Here is a 19,858-nt window from a genome sequence, read left to right on the forward strand (position 1 = left end):
GCGCAACAAATAAAAAGGGCTCCCATAGGAGCCCTTTTTCATGACGTTGCAGGCTGATGCTCAGTGCAGGATGCGGGCACGCAGTGTGCCGTTGATCTCTTTGAGTTTGGTCAGGGCCTTCTCGCTGTGCTCAGTCTCCACATCGATCACCACGTAACCAATCTCGCTGCTGGTTTGCAGGTATTGACCGGCGATGTTAATCCCCTCTTCGGCGAAGATCTGGTTGATCTGGTTCATGACCCCAGGCTGGTTGCGGTGAATGTGCAACAGGCGGCTGGAGCCTTTGTGGCCGGGCAGGGAGACTTCCGGGAAGTTGACGGCGGAGAGGGTGGAGCCGTTGTCCGAGTACTTGACCAGCTTGCTGGCCACTTCCAGGCCGATATTCTCCTGGGCTTCCTGGGTCGAGCCACCGATGTGCGGGGTGAGCAGCACATTGTCCAGGCCGCGCAGCGGGGTGATGAACTCTTCATCGTTGGATTTTGGCTCGCTTGGGAAGACGTCGATCGCGGCGCCACTCAAATGACCGCTCTTGAGGACATCGGCCAAGGCATCGATGTCAACCACAGTGCCGCGTGATGCGTTGATCAAGATGGCGCCCGGTTTCATCATGCGCAGTTGCTCGGCGCCGATCAGATCCTGAGTGGAGGCGGTCTCTGGCACGTGCAGACTGATAACGTCAGACATGTTGAGCAGCTCCGCCATGCTCGGCACCTGGATGGCATTGCCCAGGGAGAGCTTGTTCTCGATGTCGTAGTAGTAGACCTTGAGACCGATACTCTCGGCGATGATGCCAAGCTGGGTACCAATGTGGCCATAACCTATGATGCCGAGTTTCTTGCCACGCGCTTCTACCGAGCGGTTAGCCAGTTTTTCCCACACACCCCGATGGCATTTGGCATTCTTCTCGGGAATACCGCGCATCAGCAGCAGTATTTCGCCCAATACCAGTTCGGCGACCGAACGGGTGTTGGAGAAAGGCGCGTTGAAGACGGGAATGCCGCGTAGCTCTGCGGCTTTCAGATCAACCTGATTGGTACCGATGCAGAAGCAGCCGATGGCAAACAGCTTCTGGGCGGCATCCAGCACCTTGTCGGTGAGCTGGGTGCGAGAGCGCAGACCGACGAAGTGGACATCACGGATCCGCTCGATCAGATCCTCTTCGCTCAGGGAGGTTTTCAGGTAATCCACATTGGTGTAACCAGCGGCCCGGAAGGTCTCTACCGTGTTGGGGTGTACCCCCTCCAGCAGCAGTACCTTGATCTTATCCTTGTCGAGCGAGAACTTGACGGTCATGGCGATCCCTCTAAATCAGTGCAGGTATGGTGTGTGAAGAAAACCGTAAAGTAGCAAAAACAACAGGCAGAGGGAATATTTGTGACGAAAGTCAAATTCTTTGAAGTTATCAACGATAGTTGTAAGCCGTTGATGGCAAGGGACTGACAGACAATAAAAAACGGCGCCATCAGGCGCCGTTATCGATGTCATCACCCGATTATTGGGTGATGACGCCATCGGGCGTACCGATCAGTACTACGTCCGCGCCGCGGTGAGCGAACAGTCCGTTGGTGACGACGCCAACGATGGCATTGAGCTGGCTTTCCAGACCCTTGGCATCGGTGATGGCCATGCCTTTGACGTCCAGTATGTCGTTGCCATTGTCGGTGATGACGCCTTCACGCCAGACCGGATTGCCACCGAGCTTGCGGATCTCCCGTGCCACGTACTCGCGGGCCATGGGGATCACCTCGACCGGCAGCGGGAATTTACCCAGCACGTCCACAGTCTTGGTGTTGTCGATGATGCAGATGAACTTGTCAGCCACGGCGGAGACGATCTTTTCCCGGGTGAGGGCTGCGCCACCGCCCTTGATCATGTCGCGACTGGCATTGATCTCGTCGGCGCCATCCACATAGACGGAGAGGGCGTCGATGTCGTTGAGGTCAAACACCTGGATGCCGAAGCCCTTGAGGCGCTCGGTGGAGGCCACGGAGCTGGAGACGGCCCCTTTGATCTCACCCTTCATGGTCGCCAGGGCGTCGATAAAGTGGTTGACGGTGGAGCCGGTGCCTACGCCGACTATGGTGCCGGGCACTACGTATTTGAGCGCAGCCCAGCCGGCCGCCTTCTTCATGTCATCTTGGGTCATGGTAGATCCTTAGGGGAAAAAGCGGGCGCATTATAGCCAAGAGTGCCCCCGGGGGCGACAGTGTCGCTCACGTTATGAGGATAAAAAGCACAAGATGTAAATCGTTTGCCTGTTTGTTGGGCAAACTGCCGCCCATGTCGTTGGGAAAGGTCGATGGGGGAGGTGGTGGGGACCCAGGCGACCCATGCAACTCATGCCTTGTGGGTCGCTGGCATCATGACTCTGGCGGGCAAGCTCAGCTCACCTCAAAGCGCCAGCGTCTGCTCGGGGTAAGGATCTCCGGCAGTGGCACGTCCCAGCTCTGGCAGGGAATGGCGTCGACTTGCTGGCAGTCATGGGCGATGCCCAACGGCTTGGGTCCCAATCTGTGCTGTTGCCAGGCGGCCAGGGTGCGATCGTAATAGCCGCCCCCCATGCCGAGCCGGTTGCCTGTCTCATCGAAGGCAACCAGAGGCGTGCAAATGATATCCAGGTTGGTGTGGGGCAAAACCTGCAGCACATCGAGCTCGGGTTCGGCGATGCCAAAGCGGTTCTGGGTCATGGGGCTGGTCGCCGTATAACGCAAGAACAGGAGGTGGCCCGGGTTGAAGGGGTGTAGCACCGGCAGATAGACCTCCTTGTGCTGCGCCCAGAGCCAGTGGATGAGTGGCAGGGTACTGAGTTCACCGTCGTTGGCAAGGTAGAGGGCGATGCGCTTGGCGGCAAGCATACCAGGATGCTGCTGGCACTGCGCCAGCAGTTGCTGCGCCGCGATCTGTTGCTCGGTCTGGCTCAGGGCGCGTCTGCGCTGGCGAATGAGTTGGCGCAGGGATTGTCTGTCCGACATGGGGGGCTCCGGGTTGGATTGAGTGCTTCTACCTTAACAAGGGGAACGTATGGGGCAAACGACCAGCGCCAAAAAAGCCGGGCACTGGGCCCGGCTTGGCGGAGGGTTGGGCTCAATCTCTGCGCAGTTGATGCTTGATAAAGACGGCAGCCAGGGCAGACACCGCCAGTGCCATGGGATAGAAACTCATGCTCACCACTGCGATGGGCGAGAGGGCGAACACGGAGCCGAGCAGCAAAGCCTGGGCTCCCCAGGGGATCAGGCCCTGCACCACGCAGGAGAAAATATCCAGCATGGAGGCGGCGCGGCGCGGGGTGACCCCATGCAGCTCGGCCAGATCCCGGGAGACCTTGGCGGCTACTATGATGGCGACAGTGTTGTTGGCGGTGCACAGATTAGTGAGGCCCACCACGCCGGCGATGCCGAGTTCTGCCGCCTTCTCGTTTTGCTCGCCGTCATGCTGGCGAGTAAAGCGGCGGATGAGGGCTCCGATGCGATCGCCCACCCAGGCCAATCCCCCCTGACGCTCCATCAGGGCACCCAGGCCGCCGATCAGCATGGAGAGCAGGAAAATTTCCTGCATGCCGGTGAAGCCCTGATAGATGTCCTTGCTAAATTGGCTGAGAGAGTACCCCCCGAACAGACCGACCATGCCGGCGGCCAGTATGCCCAGGCCGAGTACCACGAACACGTTCACCCCCGCCAGGGCCAGCCCCAGGATCAGCAGATAAGGCATCACCTTGAACAAGTCCGGGTTGCCATGGGGGGCCGGTGCGTCGCCCACATTGCCCAGAGTGAGGTAGATCAGGATCACCAGCAAGGCGGCGGGAGCGGCAATCTTGAAATTCTCGCGAAACTTGTCTTTCATCTCGCAGCCCTGGCTGCGGGTCGCGGCTATGGTGGTGTCCGAGATGATGGAGAGGTTATCGCCGAACATGGCGCCCGAGAGTATGGTTCCCGCCATCAGTACGGGATCTATGTGCGCCGCCTGGGCGACGCCGAGCGCCACCGGTGCCACGGCCCCTATGGTCCCCATGGACGTTCCCATGGCCGTGGCAATAAAGGCGCAGATAAGAAAGAGCCCTGGCAGCAGGCACCAGCCGGGGATCAGCGACAGGCCGAGGGAGACGGTGGCATCCACGCCGCCGGTGGCCTTGGCCACGGTGGCAAAGGCCCCCGCCAGCAGATAAATCAGGCACATGGCCATGATGTTGCTGTCACCAATCCCCTTGAAGAAGGTCTCCAGATTCTGGTTGAAGCTCTCCTTGCCAAGCAACAGGGCCAGGATCACCGCCGGTAATACGGCAACAGGGGCAGGCAACTGGTAGAAGGCGAACTCGACCCCCTGCAGGGTGAGCCAGGTGCCGGTGCCAATGAAGATGGCCAGAAACAGCAGCAGGGGAAGCAGGGCGATGGGATTGGGGACGCGTTGGTGCATGAGGGCCTCGGATGCGTGGAACATGACTCCTGTCATATGAACCGCGTTGGGCGGCTGGCATCCTGCCACTCTGGGCCCACACCCTAGTGATTTGCCTCTCTCGAGTCAAGATAGACGTCCAGATGGATAAACTTTCGTGTAGAGCGATTCTGCCATGTCGGAAAATGTCGATGTATATTCTGTAATTTTCTAATTGCCCGTATATATGTCGGCGATGATCCGGGTGGTTCATGGGGCTTTTCAAAGGGCGTCAGGGCTGGTAGAACTGTCCCTTTCCAGAAAACATGACAACAGATGAGAGGGTGGAGATGGACAATCCGATCCGTGTGGCCGTGATGGGCTGTAATGGTCGTATGGGCAAGGTGCTGCTGGAGGCCATCGCCAACGCCGAGGGCGTGGTGGTCGGTGCAGCGCTGGAGCGACCGGGCTCTGTCGTGATCGGTCTGGATGCGGGCGAGCTCAATGGGTTGGGTCACTTTGGCGTGGCTATCAGCGACAGCCTGGACAAGGTGCGCGAGGATTTCGATCTCATCATCGACTTCACTCGCCCCGAGGTGACCCTGACCAACCTGGCGTTCGCTCGTGCCCATGGCAAGGCCATGGTGATAGGTACCACGGGTTTCGACGAGGCTGGCAAGCAGGCTCTGCATGAGGCGGCACAGCACATAGGCATCGTCTTCGCCTCCAACTATTCGGTCGGTGTCAATCTGGTGTTCAAGCTGCTGGAGCAGGCCGCCAAGGTGATGGGAGACTACACCGACATCGAGATCATCGAAGGGCACCACAGACACAAGGTGGACGCACCGTCCGGCACCGCCCTCTCCATGGGGGAAGTGGTGGCCAAGACCTTGGGACGGGATCTCAAGGAGTGTGCCGTCTATGGCCGCGAGGGGATCACCGGTGAGCGGGATCGCAACACTATCGGCTTTGCCACTATTCGAGCCGGAGATCTGGTGGGGGAGCATACCGTCATGTTCGCCGACATCGGCGAGCGGGTGGAGATCAGCCACAAGGCGTCCAGCAGACTCACCTTCGCCAACGGTGCGGTACGCGCCGCAGCCTGGCTAAGCAGGCAGCCAGTGGGCCTGTATGACATGCAGGACGTTCTCAACCTGAAGTGAATCAGATAACCCCGGGCGACCGGGGTTTTTTATATGTAAAAAATAGGGCTTATGCTCCTTTTTTTCAATCAAGACCCCATAACACGCACTCTTCCCCACTGACGCCTATGATGGGCGGATGAGTTGTCACCGAAGGGTAAACGACAAGGCCCTGTTTCTGGGCCTTGCTGCGATTTTTTTACATCATGCAAAAGAGCGTAAAAATTCAATGCAAGAAAAACGTTTTCCTTTGCCGCAATAAAAACAAGTACTGATAAATGAGCTTTTATCTTCATTGAGATATTTTTTGATGTTTTTCAAGTGTCTGTTTTTATTTGATTAAATGTTAATTTTTGCCGCCAGGGTGGGTCAGGCAAGGGGTTTTGGACTCATGTTGGGGTTTTCTTTTGTTGGTGGGGGTTGCAAAGGTAAAATCTGCATAGATAATGGGTAATATTGCTTTTTTATTGAATTTAGATGCATTTATTTTGTTGAAAGACATTGAAATGACATCATTTTTGAGTAGAATGCGCCCAATTTGCCAGAAATCTGCCGGTTCAGCCCCCTGTTTCACACAAGGTTCTGAGCCGCGACACCCAGGTAAATTGCTGAATTTAAAGCTAAATAACTGGAGGTTGTCTTGAATCACACTGCATTGCTAGTGCTGGAAGATGGAACTGTGTTCAAAGGCGTGTCGATAGGCGCCGAGGGATGTTCTGTTGGTGAGGTTGTTTTTAACACGTCGATGACGGGTTACCAGGAAATCCTTACCGACCCCTCATATTCCCGTCAGATAGTCACCCTCACTTATCCACATATAGGCAACACCGGCACCAACAACGAAGATGAAGAGTCCGATCGGATCCATGCTCAGGGCCTGATCATCCGTGACCTTCCGATCCTTGCCTCCAATTTCCGCAATCAGCAATCTCTCTCCGATTACCTCAAGTCCCAAAACATCGTCGGCATTGCCGAGATAGATACCCGCAAACTGACTCGCATCCTGCGTGAAAAAGGCGCCCAGGCGGGTTGCATACTGGCGGGCAAGCAGGTTGATGAGGCATATGCGTTGAGCCAAGCGCGCGCCTTCCCCGGCCTCAAGGGGATGGACCTGGCCAAAGAAGTGACCGTAAATGAGTCCTACACCTGGTCCGAAGGGAGCTGGCAGCTCGGCAAGGGTCATGTCACCCCGAGCGAAAGCGACTTCAAATATCACGTGGTAGCCTACGACTTTGGCGTCAAGCGCAACATCCTGCGCATGCTGGTCGACCGTGGCTGCCGCCTGACTGTGGTACCGGCCAAGACCCCGGCCGCCGAGGTGCTGGCCATGAACCCCGATGGCATCTTCCTCTCCAACGGCCCCGGCGACCCCGAGCCCTGCGACTACGCCATCACTGCCATCAAGGCCTTCCTAGAGACCAACACCCCGGTGTTCGGTATCTGCCTGGGTCACCAGTTGCTGGGACTGGCTTCCGGCGCCAAGACGGCAAAGATGAAGTTCGGTCACCACGGTGCCAACCACCCGGTGAAGAGTCTGGATGACAATACCGTGATGATCACCGCCCAGAACCACGGTTTTGCGGTGGATGAGACCTCGCTGCCCGATTGCCTGCGTGCCACCCACGTCTCCCTGTTCGATGGCTCCTTGCAAGGCATCCATCGTACCGACCGTCCGGCCTTCAGCTTCCAGGGTCACCCCGAGGCGAGCCCGGGCCCGCACGACTGTGCCGGTCTGTTCGACCACTTTATTGAATTGATCAAGCAGTATCGCGCTTAAGAGGAAAAGAGAAGCCATGCCAAAACGTAACGACCTACAGAGCATCCTGATCCTCGGCGCCGGCCCCATCGTCATTGGTCAGGCCTGCGAATTTGACTACTCCGGCGCCCAGGCTTGCAAAGCCCTGCGCGAGGAGGGATACCGCGTCATCCTGGTGAACTCCAACCCGGCCACCATCATGACCGACCCCGAGATGGCCGATGCCACCTACATCGAACCCATCACCTGGGAAGTGGTGCGCGAGATCATCAAGAAGGAGCGCCCGGATGCCATCCTGCCCACCATGGGTGGCCAGACGGCACTGAACTGTGCGCTGGATCTGGAGAAGCACGGTGTGCTGGCCGAGTTCGGGGTCGAGATGATAGGCGCCACCGCCGATGCCATCGACAAGGCCGAAGACCGCCGCCGCTTTGACATCGCCATGAAGAGCATAGGCCTGGAATGTCCCCGTGCGGGCATCGCCCACAACATGGAAGAAGCCTGGGGCGTGCAGCAGATGGTCGGCTTCCCCTGCATCATACGTCCCTCCTTCACCATGGGTGGCTCGGGTGGCGGCATCGCCTACAACACCGAAGAGTTCGTCGAGATCTGCGAGCGCGGCCTGGACTTGTCGCCGACCAAGGAGCTGCTCATCGATGAGTCGCTGATCGGCTGGAAAGAGTACGAGATGGAAGTGGTGCGGGATCGCAATGACAACTGCATCATCGTCTGCGCCATCGAAAACTTCGACCCCATGGGTATCCACACCGGGGACTCCATCACTGTCGCGCCAGCCCAGACGCTGACCGACAAGGAGTATCAATTGATGCGCAACGCCTCCATGGCGGTGCTGCGCGAGATCGGCGTCGAGACCGGTGGCTCCAACGTCCAGTTCGGTATCAACCCCAAAGATGGCCGCATGGTCATCATCGAGATGAACCCACGGGTCTCCCGTTCCTCCGCGCTGGCTTCCAAGGCGACCGGTTTCCCCATCGCCAAGATTGCCGCCAAACTCGCCATCGGTTACACCCTGGACGAGTTGATGAACGACATCACCGGTGGTCGTACTCCGGCCTCCTTCGAGCCGGCCATCGACTACGTGGTTACCAAGATACCGCGTTTCAACTTCGAGAAATTTGCCGGTGCCAACGACCGTCTCACCACCCAGATGAAATCCGTGGGTGAAGTGATGGCGATTGGCCGCAACTTCCAGGAGTCCCTGCACAAGGCGCTGCGCAGCCTCGAAACCGGCAAAACCGGCTTCGACCCCATGGTTGACCTCAATGCCCCGGACTCCCTGACCCGCATCCGTCACGAGCTGCAAGAAGCGGGCTGCGACCGCATCTGGTACATCGCCGATGCGTTCCGCGCCGGTCTCTCCATGGACGGCATCTTCAAGCTGACCAAGATTGACCCCTGGTTCCTGGTTCAGATTGAAGATCTGGTCAAGCTGGAGGAGGAGGTGAAAGAGCGCGGCATGGCCGGTCTGGATGCCGACTTCCTGCGCGCCTTGAAGCGCAAGGGCTTCGCCGATGCCCGTCTGGCCAAGTTGCTGGGTGTGGCCGAGGGCGAGGTGCGCAAATTGCGCGCCCGTCACAACATCTTCCCGGTCTACAAGCGGGTTGATACCTGCGCCGCCGAGTTCGCCACCGACACCGCCTACATGTACTCGAGCTATGACGAGGAGTGCGAAGCGGCGCCGAGCAATCGTGACAAGATCATGATCATCGGCGGTGGCCCGAACCGCATCGGTCAGGGCATCGAGTTTGACTATTGCTGCGTGCACGCGGCCCTGGCCCTGCGTGAAGATGGTTACGAAACCATCATGGTCAACTGCAACCCCGAGACCGTCTCCACCGATTACGACACTTCCGACCGCCTCTACTTCGAGCCGGTGACCCTGGAAGACGTGTTGGAAATCGTGCGCGTCGAGAACCCGAAAGGCGTCATCGTCCAGTACGGTGGTCAGACGCCGCTCAAGCTTGCCCGTGCCCTGGAAGCCAACGGCGTGCCCATCATCGGCACCAGCCCGGACGCCATCGACCGCGCCGAAGACCGCGAGCGTTTCCAGACTGCCGTCGAACGCCTGGGCCTCAAGCAGCCGGAAAACGGCACCGTCACTGCCCTGGAGCAGGCGGTACTGACCGCCGAGCGGATCGGTTATCCCCTGGTGGTGCGCCCCTCTTACGTGCTGGGCGGCCGTGCCATGGAGATCGTCTATGACGAAATCGACCTGCGTCGCTACTTCGCCGAGGCGGTGAGCGTCTCCAACGAATCGCCGGTCCTGCTGGACAGATTCCTCGATGATGCAACCGAAGTGGACGTGGACGCCATCTGTGACGGCGTCGATGTGGTCATCGGCGGCATCATGGAGCACATCGAGCAGGCGGGTATCCACTCCGGTGACTCCGGCTGCTCCCTGCCGCCCTATACCTTGTCCAAGAAGATCCAGGACGAGATGCGCGAGCAGGTACGCAAGCTGGCGCTGGAGCTTGGCGTGGTCGGCCTGATGAACGTGCAGTTCGCGGTGAAAGATGATGAGATCTACCTCATCGAGGTGAACCCGCGCGCCGCCCGTACCGTGCCCTTCGTCTCCAAGGCGACCGGTGCGCCGCTGGCCAAGATCGCCGCCCGCGTCATGGCCGGGCAATCGCTGCAGAGCCAAGGTTTCACCAGCGAGATCATCCCGCCTTACTACTCGGTGAAAGAGGTGGTACTGCCCTTCGCCAAGTTCCCGGGCGTGGATCCGCTGCTGGGGCCTGAGATGCGTTCCACCGGTGAGGTGATGGGGGTGGGCAACAGCTTCGCCGAGGCGTATGCCAAGGCTCAGCTGGGAGCCAGCCATGCCGTGCCCAAAGAGGGCCGTGCGCTCTTGTCAGTGCGTCATAGCGACAAGGCACGGGTCGTTGATCTCGCCGCCAAGCTGCTGGAACTGGGTTATGAACTCGATGCCACCCATGGCACCGCAGTGGCCCTGGGCGAGGCGAGCATCAACCCGCGCCTGGTCAACAAGGTGCACGAGGGGCGCCCGCACATTCTGGATCGCATCAAGAACGGTGAGTACACCTACATCGTCAACACCGCCGAAGGGCGGGTGGCTATCCAGGACTCCAAGCAACTGCGCCGTGGCGCCCTGCAGCACAAGGTGGCGTACACCACTACCCTGAACGCAGGTTTCGCGACGTGCATGGCCATCAGCGTCGATGCCACTGCCAACGTGAACTCGGTGCAGGAGCTGCACGAGAGAGTTAAAAACCGCTAATGGTCGAGGGGATGACTCCCCGGCCAGTTGAGCGTCAGTGCGAATGAGTAATGACAAACCCCGCCAGTGATGGCGGGGTTTTTGTTTTGATGGCGAACAGGAACTGCGGGCAAGTTCAAAGGTTGTCGTGGCGAAGGGGACAAAAGGCACACCCTGGTGCTGTAGTGATTATTTACACCCTTAATTCATCATTAAACAGATTATCATTGCGCATCCTTGACTTAATGCTTGTATCTTCGCAATCACTCACCCCGATAGCCTCTATATACTGGTCCCTCATCACATAAGGTCGTCTGCGCCTGCAACAGCGGGGTGCGAGAGGATCAGGGCCCGCTGCCAACCCGGCAGCGCAGGCCGGCCCCTCTTATCAAGAGGGACCACAGGAAACCGGCTGTGGGGTTACCACCCCAGCAACCGTCAGGGCCAGCGTTACCGCGCCAGCCTGCTTCCCCCTCCTTACTCCGCCTGCTTGCCTGCCCAGTCGCGTCGTTGCTTACCGTCATCGCCCGCAACGGCGTCGTGCCTCAAGGACATTAGCCAAGGGAATCTGAATATGAGCTTCGATCATCGCAAATACCGTCCGGCCCCCGTGATCGCGCTGGCGGACAGGCAGTGGCCCAACCGGGTGCTGGAGCAGGCCCCGACCTGGTGCGCCGTGGACTTGCGCGACGGCAATCAGGCGCTGGTCGAGCCCATGACGGTGGCCCAGAAGCTGCAGATGTGGGCGCTGATGACTCATGTCGGTTTCAAGCATATCGAGGTGGGGTTCCCGGCCGCCTCCCAGCCCGATTTTGACTTCGTGCGCGAGCTGATTGAGCGCAACCTCATTCCGGAGGATGTCACCATTCAGGTGCTGGTGCAGGCCCGGGAAGATCTGATTGTTCGCACCTTCGAGGCGCTCAAGGGGGCCAAGCGTGCCATCGTCCATGTCTACAACTCGGTCAACCCGACCCAGCGCAACTATGTGTTCAACTCAGGAAAGGACGGGGTCAAGGCCATCGCCGTGCAGGGGGCGCGCTGGGTGCGGGAGTATGCGGCCCGTAATCCGGGCACAGAGTGGAGCTTCCAGTATTCGCCGGAGAGTTTCAGCAGCACCGAGGTGGAATTTGCGGTGGAGGTGTGTGATGCGGTGATCGACGAGTGGCGCCCCGCCGCTCGCCCCATGATCCTGAACCTGCCCGCCACGGTCGAGGTGAGTACCCCCAACGTGTTTGCGGATCAGGTGGAGTGGTTCTGCCGCCACCTCAAGGCGCGCCCCGAGGTGAGCATCTCCATTCACACCCACAACGACCGAGGTTGCGGGGTCGCTGCCGCCGAGCTGGCGGTGCTGGCGGGGGCCGATCGCATCGAGGGCACCCTGCTTGGCAACGGCGAGCGCACCGGCAACATGGACATAGTCACCATGGCCATGAACCTCTATAGCCAGGGGATAGACCCTGAACTGGATCTGTCGGACATGGATGCCATAGTCGCGACCGTGGGCGCTTGCACCCAGATAGCCTTGCACCCGCGCCACCCCTATGCCGGCGAGCTGGTCTACACGGCCTTTTCCGGCAGCCACCAGGACGCCATCCGCAAGTCCCTGGTGGCGGAAAAACCGGATCACTACTGGGACGTGGCCTACCTGCCCATCGACCCGACAGACCTTGGCCGCAGCTACGAGGCGGTGATCCGCATCAACAGCCAGTCAGGCAAGGGGGGCGTCACCTATCTGCTGGAGCGCGACCTCGGTCTGCAACTGCCACGCTGGCTGCAAATCGACTTCAGCCGCCGGGTCCAGGCCCAGGCCGAGGCGAGCAGCAGCGAGATCAGCCCCGAGCAGATCCGCGCTCTGTTTGAACAACATTATCTCGAGCCGCTGCACGGCTATCGGGTCGGCCGCTTCCAGCTTGGCCACGACAGTCAGGAGAGCCTGCGCCTCGAGTTGCAGACCCCGAACGGCGCACTGCAACTCGAGGGTGAAGGGGAGGGGGCCATCACGGCGCTGGTCAACGGCTGGCAGCGCCAGACCGGCATGCACATCGACGTGCTGGACTACTCCGAGCATGCCTTGAGCGCCGGCACCGAGTCTCGCGCCGTCGCCTATGTGCTGCTCAGCGTCGATGGCGCCCGTATGTGCGGGGTGGCCATTGGTCGTGACGTGGTTCACGCCTCCTTGCAGGCGGTGATCAATGGCGCCGCCCAGCTCAATATCGAGGCCCAGGCCCAGCGTCAACGGGCCTGATCTTGAACCTATTGCCACAGAAAACGCCACCTCAGGGTGGCGTTTTCCATATAAAAAGGCAGGCACTGATCAAGGGGCAACTTGACTCGCGGCTGGTCAACATGCGGGTGCCATGAGCGAGTCGACAGAGGCGTAAAGGAGCAAGGCTTTAGCCCAGCGAGTCAATCCACTACAATGGGCACCTGCTTGCGTTCGGGGATCGCTGACCACCGCAGCCCCGCGCGCGTGACTCTCGTGTGCCATAGGCCCCGCGCCTGGCCCCCTGCATCGGATGCCTTGATGATATTCTCCTCGACCTTTTCCCTCTTTGCGACGCGGTTCACCGGGTTGCCAATGGTGGCGGCCCTGCTGCTGGCCGGGTGTGCCAGCGAGCCGACTGCCCCTGCGCAGGATGCTGCCGCCATCGCCAAGCTGCCCGCGTCCATGCAACCGCAAAAGCCTGCCGACATGAAAACCCGGATCGTCCGCTTCTTGCCCAAACAGGTGCAAGACAAACCGGGCTGGGCCAATGATGTGGTGACGGCGCTCAGCACCCAGGGCCTGACGGTGAGTGATCACAACGTGTGCACCGTGCTGGCGGTAGCCGAGCAGGAGGCCACGTATCAGGCCGATCCCGTGGTACCCGGTCTTGGCAAGATTGCCTGGAAGGAGATCTACGCCCGATCTGGTCGCCTGCATATCCCAGACTTTGTGGTGCGTACTGCCCTTGGCATCCAGTCCCCCACTGGCAAGTCCTATGCCGAGCGGCTCGACAAGGCGCGTACCGAGCAGGAGCTGAGTCTCATCTTCGAGGACATGATAGGCATGGCCCCCATGGGCAAGCGGCTCTTTGGCAACCTCAACCCGGTGCACACTGCAGGTCCCATGCAGGTGAGCATCGCCTTTGCAGAGGCCAACGCCCGTGGCTATCCCTATTCCATCAAGGACTCCATCCGCCACGAGGTGTTCAGCCGCCGGGGCGGTATCTGGTTCGGCACCAAGCACCTGTTTGGCTATCCCGCCGACTACCCGGATACCCTCTATCGCTTCGCCGACTTCAATGCCGGCTGGTATGCGAGCCGCAACGCCGCCTTCCAGGCCGCGGTGAGCCGGGTCAGCGGCAAGCCCCTGGCCCTGGACGGGGATCTCGTCCGTTATGATTCCGACCAGCCCGGCAAGACGGAGCTCGCGGTGCACAGCATCGCCAGCCGCGTCAACATGAGCAAGCAGGCCATCCACCAGAGCCTGCTCAAGGGAGACAGCGCCGACTTTGCCCAGACCGACCTCTACCATCGCGTCCTTACCCTGGCCGACAAGCAGGCGGGTACGCGCCAACCCCGCGCCATCTTGCCCGGCATCCAGCTGAAAAGCCCCAAGATCACCCGCAACCTCACCACCGCCTGGTTCGCCAAGCGGGTGGATGACAGGGAACAAGCCTGCGTGAAGAAGATGGCGACCATTCGTTGACAGCCATAGACAAGGGCGGCCAAGTGGCCGCCCTTGTCTATGGGGGAGCGCTGCATGGGCGTGGACAGCTCAGGCAGTGGCGAGATGTTCGATGGACATCTCCCCCATGCATGACCAGCATTTAGCGCGTCACAATCGCCCTGCATTTGGGAAAATGGCTGCATCCCCAGAACGGACTTCCCTGATTGTCCCCCTTGCGCGCCGTGCGCAACACCATGGCACCGCCGCAGCGGGGGCAGGGGGGCGGGACAGCGGATGCCTCCGTTTGCTTGAATGGCGGGGAATATCCGGTTTGGCTGAGCGGGGTGACGATGCTGACCTCCGGCTTGTCCGGGGCTGCGCGATGGCGTGCTTTGAGCTGGGCCACATGCTGCCGATGGGTCTGCCTGTTGGCTGCCAGCCGTCCATGCTGGATGGTCTCGACCACTCGGGTGACTTCGGCAGCGGTCAATACCTGTGTGGTTTTTCCCTTGATATAACGGATCAGCCCACGGTTCATCACATTGTCCGGCATGGGAGTCTTGAAGGTGCAGTCGCCAATGAAGCAGATCACCGAGTGAAGCTGATGATCCGCCAGCCCCAGCAGGGATTTCAGGGTCATCATATGCAGGTGGTTCTGGTGCAGGGGATTTTGGAAGCGATACTTGCGGCGATAGATCTGCTGGGTCCAGCGTTGATGGGCGGGATCGCCGAATATCCACCCCTTCATGTTTTTGGTTTCAATCACGAATACCCCGAAGCGGGAGACGACCACATGATCGATCTGGGTTGTGCCTTGCTCGATGGGCAGGGTCACGTTCTTGAGCAGGTGATATTCCCGCCTGTCGAGAAAGAGTTGGACGCCGAGATTGATAAACCACTCTCCCATCATTCCCTTGAACCAGGGGCTTTTGACGAGAGTCGCCAGCAACAGCAGTGGCAACAGATACCAGAGCTGGCTGAGCAAGGGATGAATAACGGCAATGAAATCCATTTCAGCTTTTTCCTGTCAACGCATCGCGATGCGATTCAATGCTGGGTAACTGGGGACCTTCACATGTCTCTGGGTAGTGAGTGAGCGCACTCGACATATTTATAGCCAAAGATGTGACTCTGCTGGGGAGTTAAGTGGGTAAATGACGCGTTGAAGGAACCGTCGACAGTGGGGCGCGGCATCACCACTAAGTTGCCGCCATGTCGTCAGCACTTCCGGGCCTTGGCCGGTTGCCTCTGGCGATCGGCGTCTCTAGACCCGCAACAGACCGCGAAAGCCTCTGGCGGCATAGTAGGACTGTGCGCCGTTGTGGTACAGGAATACGCTGTCGTAGCGGCGATCGCAGAACAGGGCACCACCGAGTCGCCGGATGTCGGCGGGAGTCTGTATCCAGCTCGATGTCTTGGCATCGAAGTTGCCGAGGGTCTGCAGCGCCCGATACTCGGTCTCCGTCAGCAGTGTGATGCCCATCTTCGCGGCCAGCTCGGTCGCGCAGCCTGCTGGCCTGTTCTCTTTCCTGGCCTCCAGTGCCGCGCCGTCATAACAGAGGCTCCTGCGGCCACTGGGGCTCTCGGCGCTGCAGTCACAGAAGATCAACTGCCCGGTCTGCCGATCCTGGCCGATGACATCTGGCTCACCGCCGCTGCTCTCCATCTCATGGATCGAGCGCAATGACTGCGAGTTGGCATCGAGCCTGGCGCGCACCTGTGACCAGGTTATCCCTTCGTGGCGATGCCGGTGTTGTTCGAAGCGGACCTGCAAGGTGGCGAGCAAGCCGTCAATCTGTACCTTCGTCAAATTCATCATGCTACCTCGTTTTCCCTTGGCCTTGCGCCGCTAGAAACTCATCGCCAGCCCGATGGCATAACCATTGGTGTTGTTGCCAAACATCAAGCGGTACATGAGGCGAGTGCGAGTCACCCACACCTGATAGTTACTCGAGTCGAGCTCAAGGCCAACCCCGACGGAGTTGAGGGCGTTGAAGCCGAGCAGACCCCGTTGATCGCCCAGGTATTCGGTACGGGCCCCCTCCAGCACATAGCGCAGCGGCCGATCGAGCAGTGTCCAGTCGAGCAGGGGGGCGCGGCGGCGCAGATAGATGCCGAAATTCTCGGCATTCGCCTCGCCTTTCACGCTGGGGCTGGTACCAATGGTGCTTTGCAGATGGAGGTAGGAGTAGCGAAACTCGGCATCAATGTCCTGAGTATCGGAGAACAACTCGTAATCGAGCATGAGGGAGCCGCCGAGTCCGAACACATTGAGCTGGCCGTTATCGAGAAAATCGAGGCCCTTGCCAGTCTTGCGATTGATATACCAGTTACCTATCTGGATGTCGCTCGCCACTGTGCCCAGCGAAAAATTGGCGATGGGGCGCAGCACCCAGTTGGGGGCGACGGCGAAGTCCCAGCCGATGCCACCGGTGGCGGTCAGGCTGTTCCACTTGGCGGGAATAAGCCGACTCTCCTGGCCCTGGCTTATCACGAACTTGGGATCATAACGGCTGTAGCCCAGGTTGCCCTCCAGATAGATGGGTACCTCCTTGCTCATGGTCGCACCGCCGCCGACCTGGCTCATGCTGAGCCCCGCCTGCTGGCCACTGCCCCATGCGATATCGAGGTTGCTGGAGGTGATGTCGGGCACCACGTTGAAGGTCATCAGGGAGACCACGGCGTTGGCCTTTTCCTGTAAACGGGCGTCAAGGGCGCCGTTGGCGGCCATGGCCGGGGAGGCGCTCGCAAGCCAAGCCAGCAGCAGCAGGGGTTGCTGCCTGGAGGCACCCTTCGCGGTGGAGCCCGGTGCAATATCGTGCCTGCCTTGGCCAAGTTGTCGTTTGTTTACGCTGGCCATCGCCATTATCCCCATGCCACCTCCCGGTGACCTTATGTTCATGTGAGCACTCATGCGAGCACTAATGAGATGATTTTACCCAAGGATGAAGCGGCGTCCATCATCATGAACAACGTCCATCGCGATGGACGGGCCGTGCTGGCGCCAATAGCAGGGGACGCAGGCGGTTCTTCCTGTCATTGCTCATCCCATGATCCATGACGTCCCTTTATCATGGGCAGGGCATGAGGGACTTTTATGTCGGACAGATTATTTGAGACGCATTGGCGCCGAAAATTTGTTACACTCCGCGCCCGCCATTTTCCGGCTCGCCTGCAGACCCTGTCAGGCCAGGCCGATCCCTGGCATCCGCTGTCACCCTGGTCGGGTCGCAGTCAATCACAGCTTTGCTGGAACACAGGAAACCCATGATGAAATTTGAATCATTCGATTTTGCCCCCGAGATTTTGCGCGCCGTCTCGGAGTGCGGTTATCAGGAGATGACCCCTGTGCAGCAACAGGCGATCCCGACAATCCGCCGTGGTCAGGATGTGCTGGCCAGTGCCCAGACCGGCACCGGCAAGACCGCCGCCTTCGCGCTGCCTATCTTGCAACGCCTGATTGATAACCCGGCGCCGCTCGCTCCTTCCAACGCCCGGGTGTTGATCCTGACGCCGACCCGCGAGCTGGCGGCGCAGGTGGCTGACAACATCAAGGAGTTTGGCAAGTATCTGGAGCTGAGCGTGCAGGTCATCTGCGGTGGCGGCAAGCAGGACGTGCAGGCTCGTCGCCTCAAGGCCGGTGCCCACATCATAGTGGCGACCCCGGGCCGCCTGCTTGAGCACCTCAATGCGTGCAACCTCAGCCTCTCCAACGTTGAGTGCCTGGTACTGGATGAAGCGGATCGCATCCTCGACATGGGTTTCAGTGCCGAGGTGCAAAAAATTCTGCTGGCGGTCAACAAGGATCGTCAGAGCCTGCTCTTCTCCGCGACCTTCTCCGATGGCGTCAAGAAGCTGGCCAATGTGATGCTCAACAAGCCGCAGACAGTGAGCGTCAACAAGCAGAACTCCACCGCCGATACCGTGACCCACACCGTCTATCCGGTCGAGCAGAAGCGCAAGCGCGAACTGCTCTCCGAGCTCATCGGCAAGCAGAACTGGCCACAGGTGCTGGTGTTTGCCAGTACTCGCGAGAGCTGCGACGAGCTGGTTGCCGAGCTGAATCTGGACGGCATCAAGTCTGCCGTGGTGCATGGCGAGAAGGCGCAGGGCAGCCGTCGCCGCGCCTTGCGCGAATTCATCGAGGGCAAGGTTCGGGTACTGGTCTCCACCGAAGTGGCGGCCCGTGGTCTGGATATTCCGAACCTGGAATACGTGGTCAACTATGATCTGCCCTTCCTGGCCGAGGACTATGTGCACCGTATCGGTCGTACCGGCCGTGCCGGCAAGAGCGGCATGGCCATCTCCTTCGTCAGCCGCGAAGAGGAGCGAACCCTGCTCGACATTGAGGCGCTGATCGGCCAGAAGATCCGTCGCGTCATGGTGCCGGGTTATGAGGTGAGCAACCGTGACATGCTGATCAAGCAGTTGCAGGAGCGTCGCCGCTTTGGCAAGAAGCCCCAGCGTGATGACAATGCCGCCGCCCAGGTGATGGCCGAGGCCAAGCTGCAGAGTCAGCGCACTCGTCTGCGCAAGACGGTTCGCAAAGACAAGTAAGCGGCCAGCACGGCGGTTAAACCGGGTTTGCTAAGCACCCGGCAATCTATTTTCAAAGGCGCTTCGGCGCCTTTTTGATGATGGCGGTGGGGCCCGATACCAGCGCCTCTCCCCATTTGTCCCAGGAGTCGTGATGAGCGATGTGAAAGTGCAAACCTATAACCAGGCCCTGCTCGAGATGGCCACCGCCAGTCTGGCTGAGCTCGTGCGCACCGGCGCCGGACGTGCCGCCCGTACTCCTGCTCAGGAGAGTCACTTCCTGAGTCTCTGGCTGGTGGATTCCCTCAAGGAGAAACGCTTCTCCCGCCTGGTGATGGAGGATCTCAAGGGGTGGGTGCAACAGGCGCGCACCCAAGGGGCAGGTGCTGATCTCAAGGGATTGCTCGAGCGCATAGTGCGTCATTACAGCCAGGCGGCGACGCAGGGGCTGGAGGCGCGGCTCATGGCGCTCTTGGACGACTGCGAGGAGGCTGGCTGGCTGCGCGTCACCCAGAGCGTGATCGATGGTCGGGCGAAACTTGCGAGTCAGGGGCAAGCCTCCATCGTGATCTGTTCCGCCGAGCTGGCCAGTGCCTGCGCCGGGGGCGAGCTGGTCAAGCCGCTCACCCTCTATGTGCGCGGCGATGAGCAAGTGCTGGCCCGTTTTGCCTATCGCCACGGGCTGCTCATTGGTCAGGGCAACAAGAAACAGGTCAGGGTGAAGCACCACAAGGCCCATCTGCTGATGCCGGGCAACGCCTTGTCTGCCCTCGCGCTGCTGGCGGTAGATAGCTGACCTCGGGCTCCCGGGATTTGCCTTGTCGAGCTTGCCGCTGACCCTACCCCGATCTTGCGTCGGGGTTTTTTATGTCTGCCCAGTGTCCCACCATCCTCTCTTTCTCACTCGCCGATCACCCGACCGGCAAGGGCGATCTGCGCTCTTATCTCTTCTTGTCATCCGCGGCGATGATGCGGGTTTGCGGCTTCGCCTTGCCCAGTATCCCAGCGCCTCTGCACCGGCTAGCCAGGGGCATCCGCTCATCCTCTTTGGCCCTCCATCTGGGGGGAGTCACGTGTGCCCCCCATACGGAGGGGCTTCCCCCATATGGCGGTAGGTGTCGGCTTTTCATCTGCTTTAGGGTGGCTTGGCCCCTGAGAGGGCG

15 protein-coding genes are annotated in these 19,858 nt (G+C 59.9%); 7 read left to right on the forward strand and 8 right to left on the reverse strand.

The annotated features are described in order from the left end of the window. Positions 1–60 precede the first annotated feature (60 nt). From serA to ACSMDR_RS17740, 4 genes are all read right to left on the reverse strand, one after another. Positions 61–1,293, reverse strand: a complete 1,233-nt coding sequence (gene serA / locus ACSMDR_RS17725; RefSeq protein ID WP_005899226.1) for a phosphoglycerate dehydrogenase — start codon at positions 1,291–1,293, stop codon at positions 61–63. A 199-nt stretch (positions 1,294–1,492) separates the two neighbouring features. Further along, on the reverse strand, positions 1,493–2,146 hold the full coding sequence (gene rpiA, locus ACSMDR_RS17730) for a ribose-5-phosphate isomerase RpiA (protein ID WP_005899224.1): 654 nt from the start codon (positions 2,144–2,146) through the stop codon (positions 1,493–1,495). 235 nt (positions 2,147–2,381) lie between these two features. Continuing rightward, positions 2,382–2,972: a 5-formyltetrahydrofolate cyclo-ligase gene (locus ACSMDR_RS17735; protein WP_436469099.1), complete on the reverse strand. Its 591-nt coding sequence runs from the start codon at positions 2,970–2,972 to the stop codon at positions 2,382–2,384. Between the two features lie 112 nt (positions 2,973–3,084). After that, the gene (locus ACSMDR_RS17740; RefSeq protein WP_436469100.1) at positions 3,085–4,410 is read right to left on the reverse strand and encodes a Na+/H+ antiporter NhaC family protein; all 1,326 of its coding nucleotides are present in this window, start codon (positions 4,408–4,410) and stop codon (positions 3,085–3,087) included. 308 nt (positions 4,411–4,718) lie between these two features. Here ACSMDR_RS17740 and dapB point away from each other — a divergent pair, with 308 nt between their 5' ends. Further along, positions 4,719–5,531 (forward strand): 4-hydroxy-tetrahydrodipicolinate reductase, encoded by an 813-nt coding sequence (gene dapB, locus ACSMDR_RS17745; RefSeq protein ID WP_436469101.1) that lies wholly within the window; start codon positions 4,719–4,721, stop codon positions 5,529–5,531. Positions 5,532–5,856: 325 nt separating this feature from the next. On the opposite strand, the gene ACSMDR_RS17750 is transcribed toward dapB, so the two are convergent. Further along, positions 5,857–6,159 (reverse strand): hypothetical protein, encoded by a 303-nt coding sequence (locus ACSMDR_RS17750; protein WP_436469102.1) that lies wholly within the window; start codon positions 6,157–6,159, stop codon positions 5,857–5,859. Here ACSMDR_RS17750 and carA point away from each other — a divergent pair. The 4 genes from carA (at position 6,151) to ACSMDR_RS17770 (ending at position 14,198) form a co-directional block, all read left to right on the forward strand. Continuing rightward, positions 6,151–7,287 carry a glutamine-hydrolyzing carbamoyl-phosphate synthase small subunit gene (gene carA / locus ACSMDR_RS17755; protein WP_436469103.1) on the forward strand — a complete coding sequence of 379 codons (1,137 nt, stop codon included), beginning with the start codon at positions 6,151–6,153 and terminating at the stop codon, positions 7,285–7,287. The genes ACSMDR_RS17750 and carA overlap by 9 nt on opposite strands. A gap of 16 nt (positions 7,288–7,303) precedes the next feature. Then, complete coding sequence (carB, locus tag ACSMDR_RS17760; protein ID WP_259235857.1) at positions 7,304–10,528, forward strand: carbamoyl-phosphate synthase large subunit; 3,225 nt, start codon at positions 7,304–7,306, stop codon at positions 10,526–10,528. A 553-nt stretch (positions 10,529–11,081) separates the two neighbouring features. Then, a complete protein-coding gene (gene leuA, locus ACSMDR_RS17765) occupies positions 11,082–12,752 on the forward strand; it encodes a 2-isopropylmalate synthase (protein ID WP_436469104.1) in 1,671 nt (556 codons plus the stop codon). 333 nt (positions 12,753–13,085) lie between these two features. Further along, the gene (locus ACSMDR_RS17770) at positions 13,086–14,198 is read left to right on the forward strand and encodes a DUF1615 domain-containing protein (protein WP_436469355.1); all 1,113 of its coding nucleotides are present in this window, start codon (positions 13,086–13,088) and stop codon (positions 14,196–14,198) included. Between the two features lie 121 nt (positions 14,199–14,319). On the opposite strand, the gene ACSMDR_RS17775 is transcribed toward ACSMDR_RS17770, so the two are convergent. The 3 genes from ACSMDR_RS17775 to ACSMDR_RS17785 all read right to left on the reverse strand — a co-directional run bounded on the left by ACSMDR_RS17775 (position 14,320) and on the right by ACSMDR_RS17785 (position 17,019). Then, a complete protein-coding gene (locus tag ACSMDR_RS17775) occupies positions 14,320–15,171 on the reverse strand; it encodes a nuclease-related domain-containing protein (protein WP_436469105.1) in 852 nt (283 codons plus the stop codon). A gap of 252 nt (positions 15,172–15,423) precedes the next feature. Continuing rightward, a complete protein-coding gene (locus tag ACSMDR_RS17780) occupies positions 15,424–15,978 on the reverse strand; it encodes a DUF4256 domain-containing protein (protein WP_436469106.1) in 555 nt (184 codons plus the stop codon). Between the two features lie 30 nt (positions 15,979–16,008). Next, positions 16,009–17,019 (reverse strand): hypothetical protein, encoded by a 1,011-nt coding sequence (locus ACSMDR_RS17785; protein WP_436469107.1) that lies wholly within the window; start codon positions 17,017–17,019, stop codon positions 16,009–16,011. A 410-nt stretch (positions 17,020–17,429) separates the two neighbouring features. Here ACSMDR_RS17785 and ACSMDR_RS17790 point away from each other — a divergent pair, with 410 nt between their 5' ends. Together ACSMDR_RS17790 and ACSMDR_RS17795 are read left to right on the forward strand one after the other, a co-directional pair. Continuing rightward, positions 17,430–18,716 (forward strand): DEAD/DEAH box helicase, encoded by a 1,287-nt coding sequence (locus ACSMDR_RS17790; RefSeq protein ID WP_005899199.1) that lies wholly within the window; start codon positions 17,430–17,432, stop codon positions 18,714–18,716. Positions 18,717–18,858: 142 nt separating this feature from the next. After that, complete coding sequence (locus tag ACSMDR_RS17795) at positions 18,859–19,491, forward strand: DUF2913 family protein (protein ID WP_436469356.1); 633 nt, start codon at positions 18,859–18,861, stop codon at positions 19,489–19,491. Positions 19,492–19,858 lie beyond the last annotated feature (367 nt).

Source organism: Aeromonas molluscorum, assembly GCF_051376105.1.
Taxonomy (GTDB): domain Bacteria; phylum Pseudomonadota; class Gammaproteobacteria; order Enterobacterales; family Aeromonadaceae; genus Aeromonas; species Aeromonas molluscorum.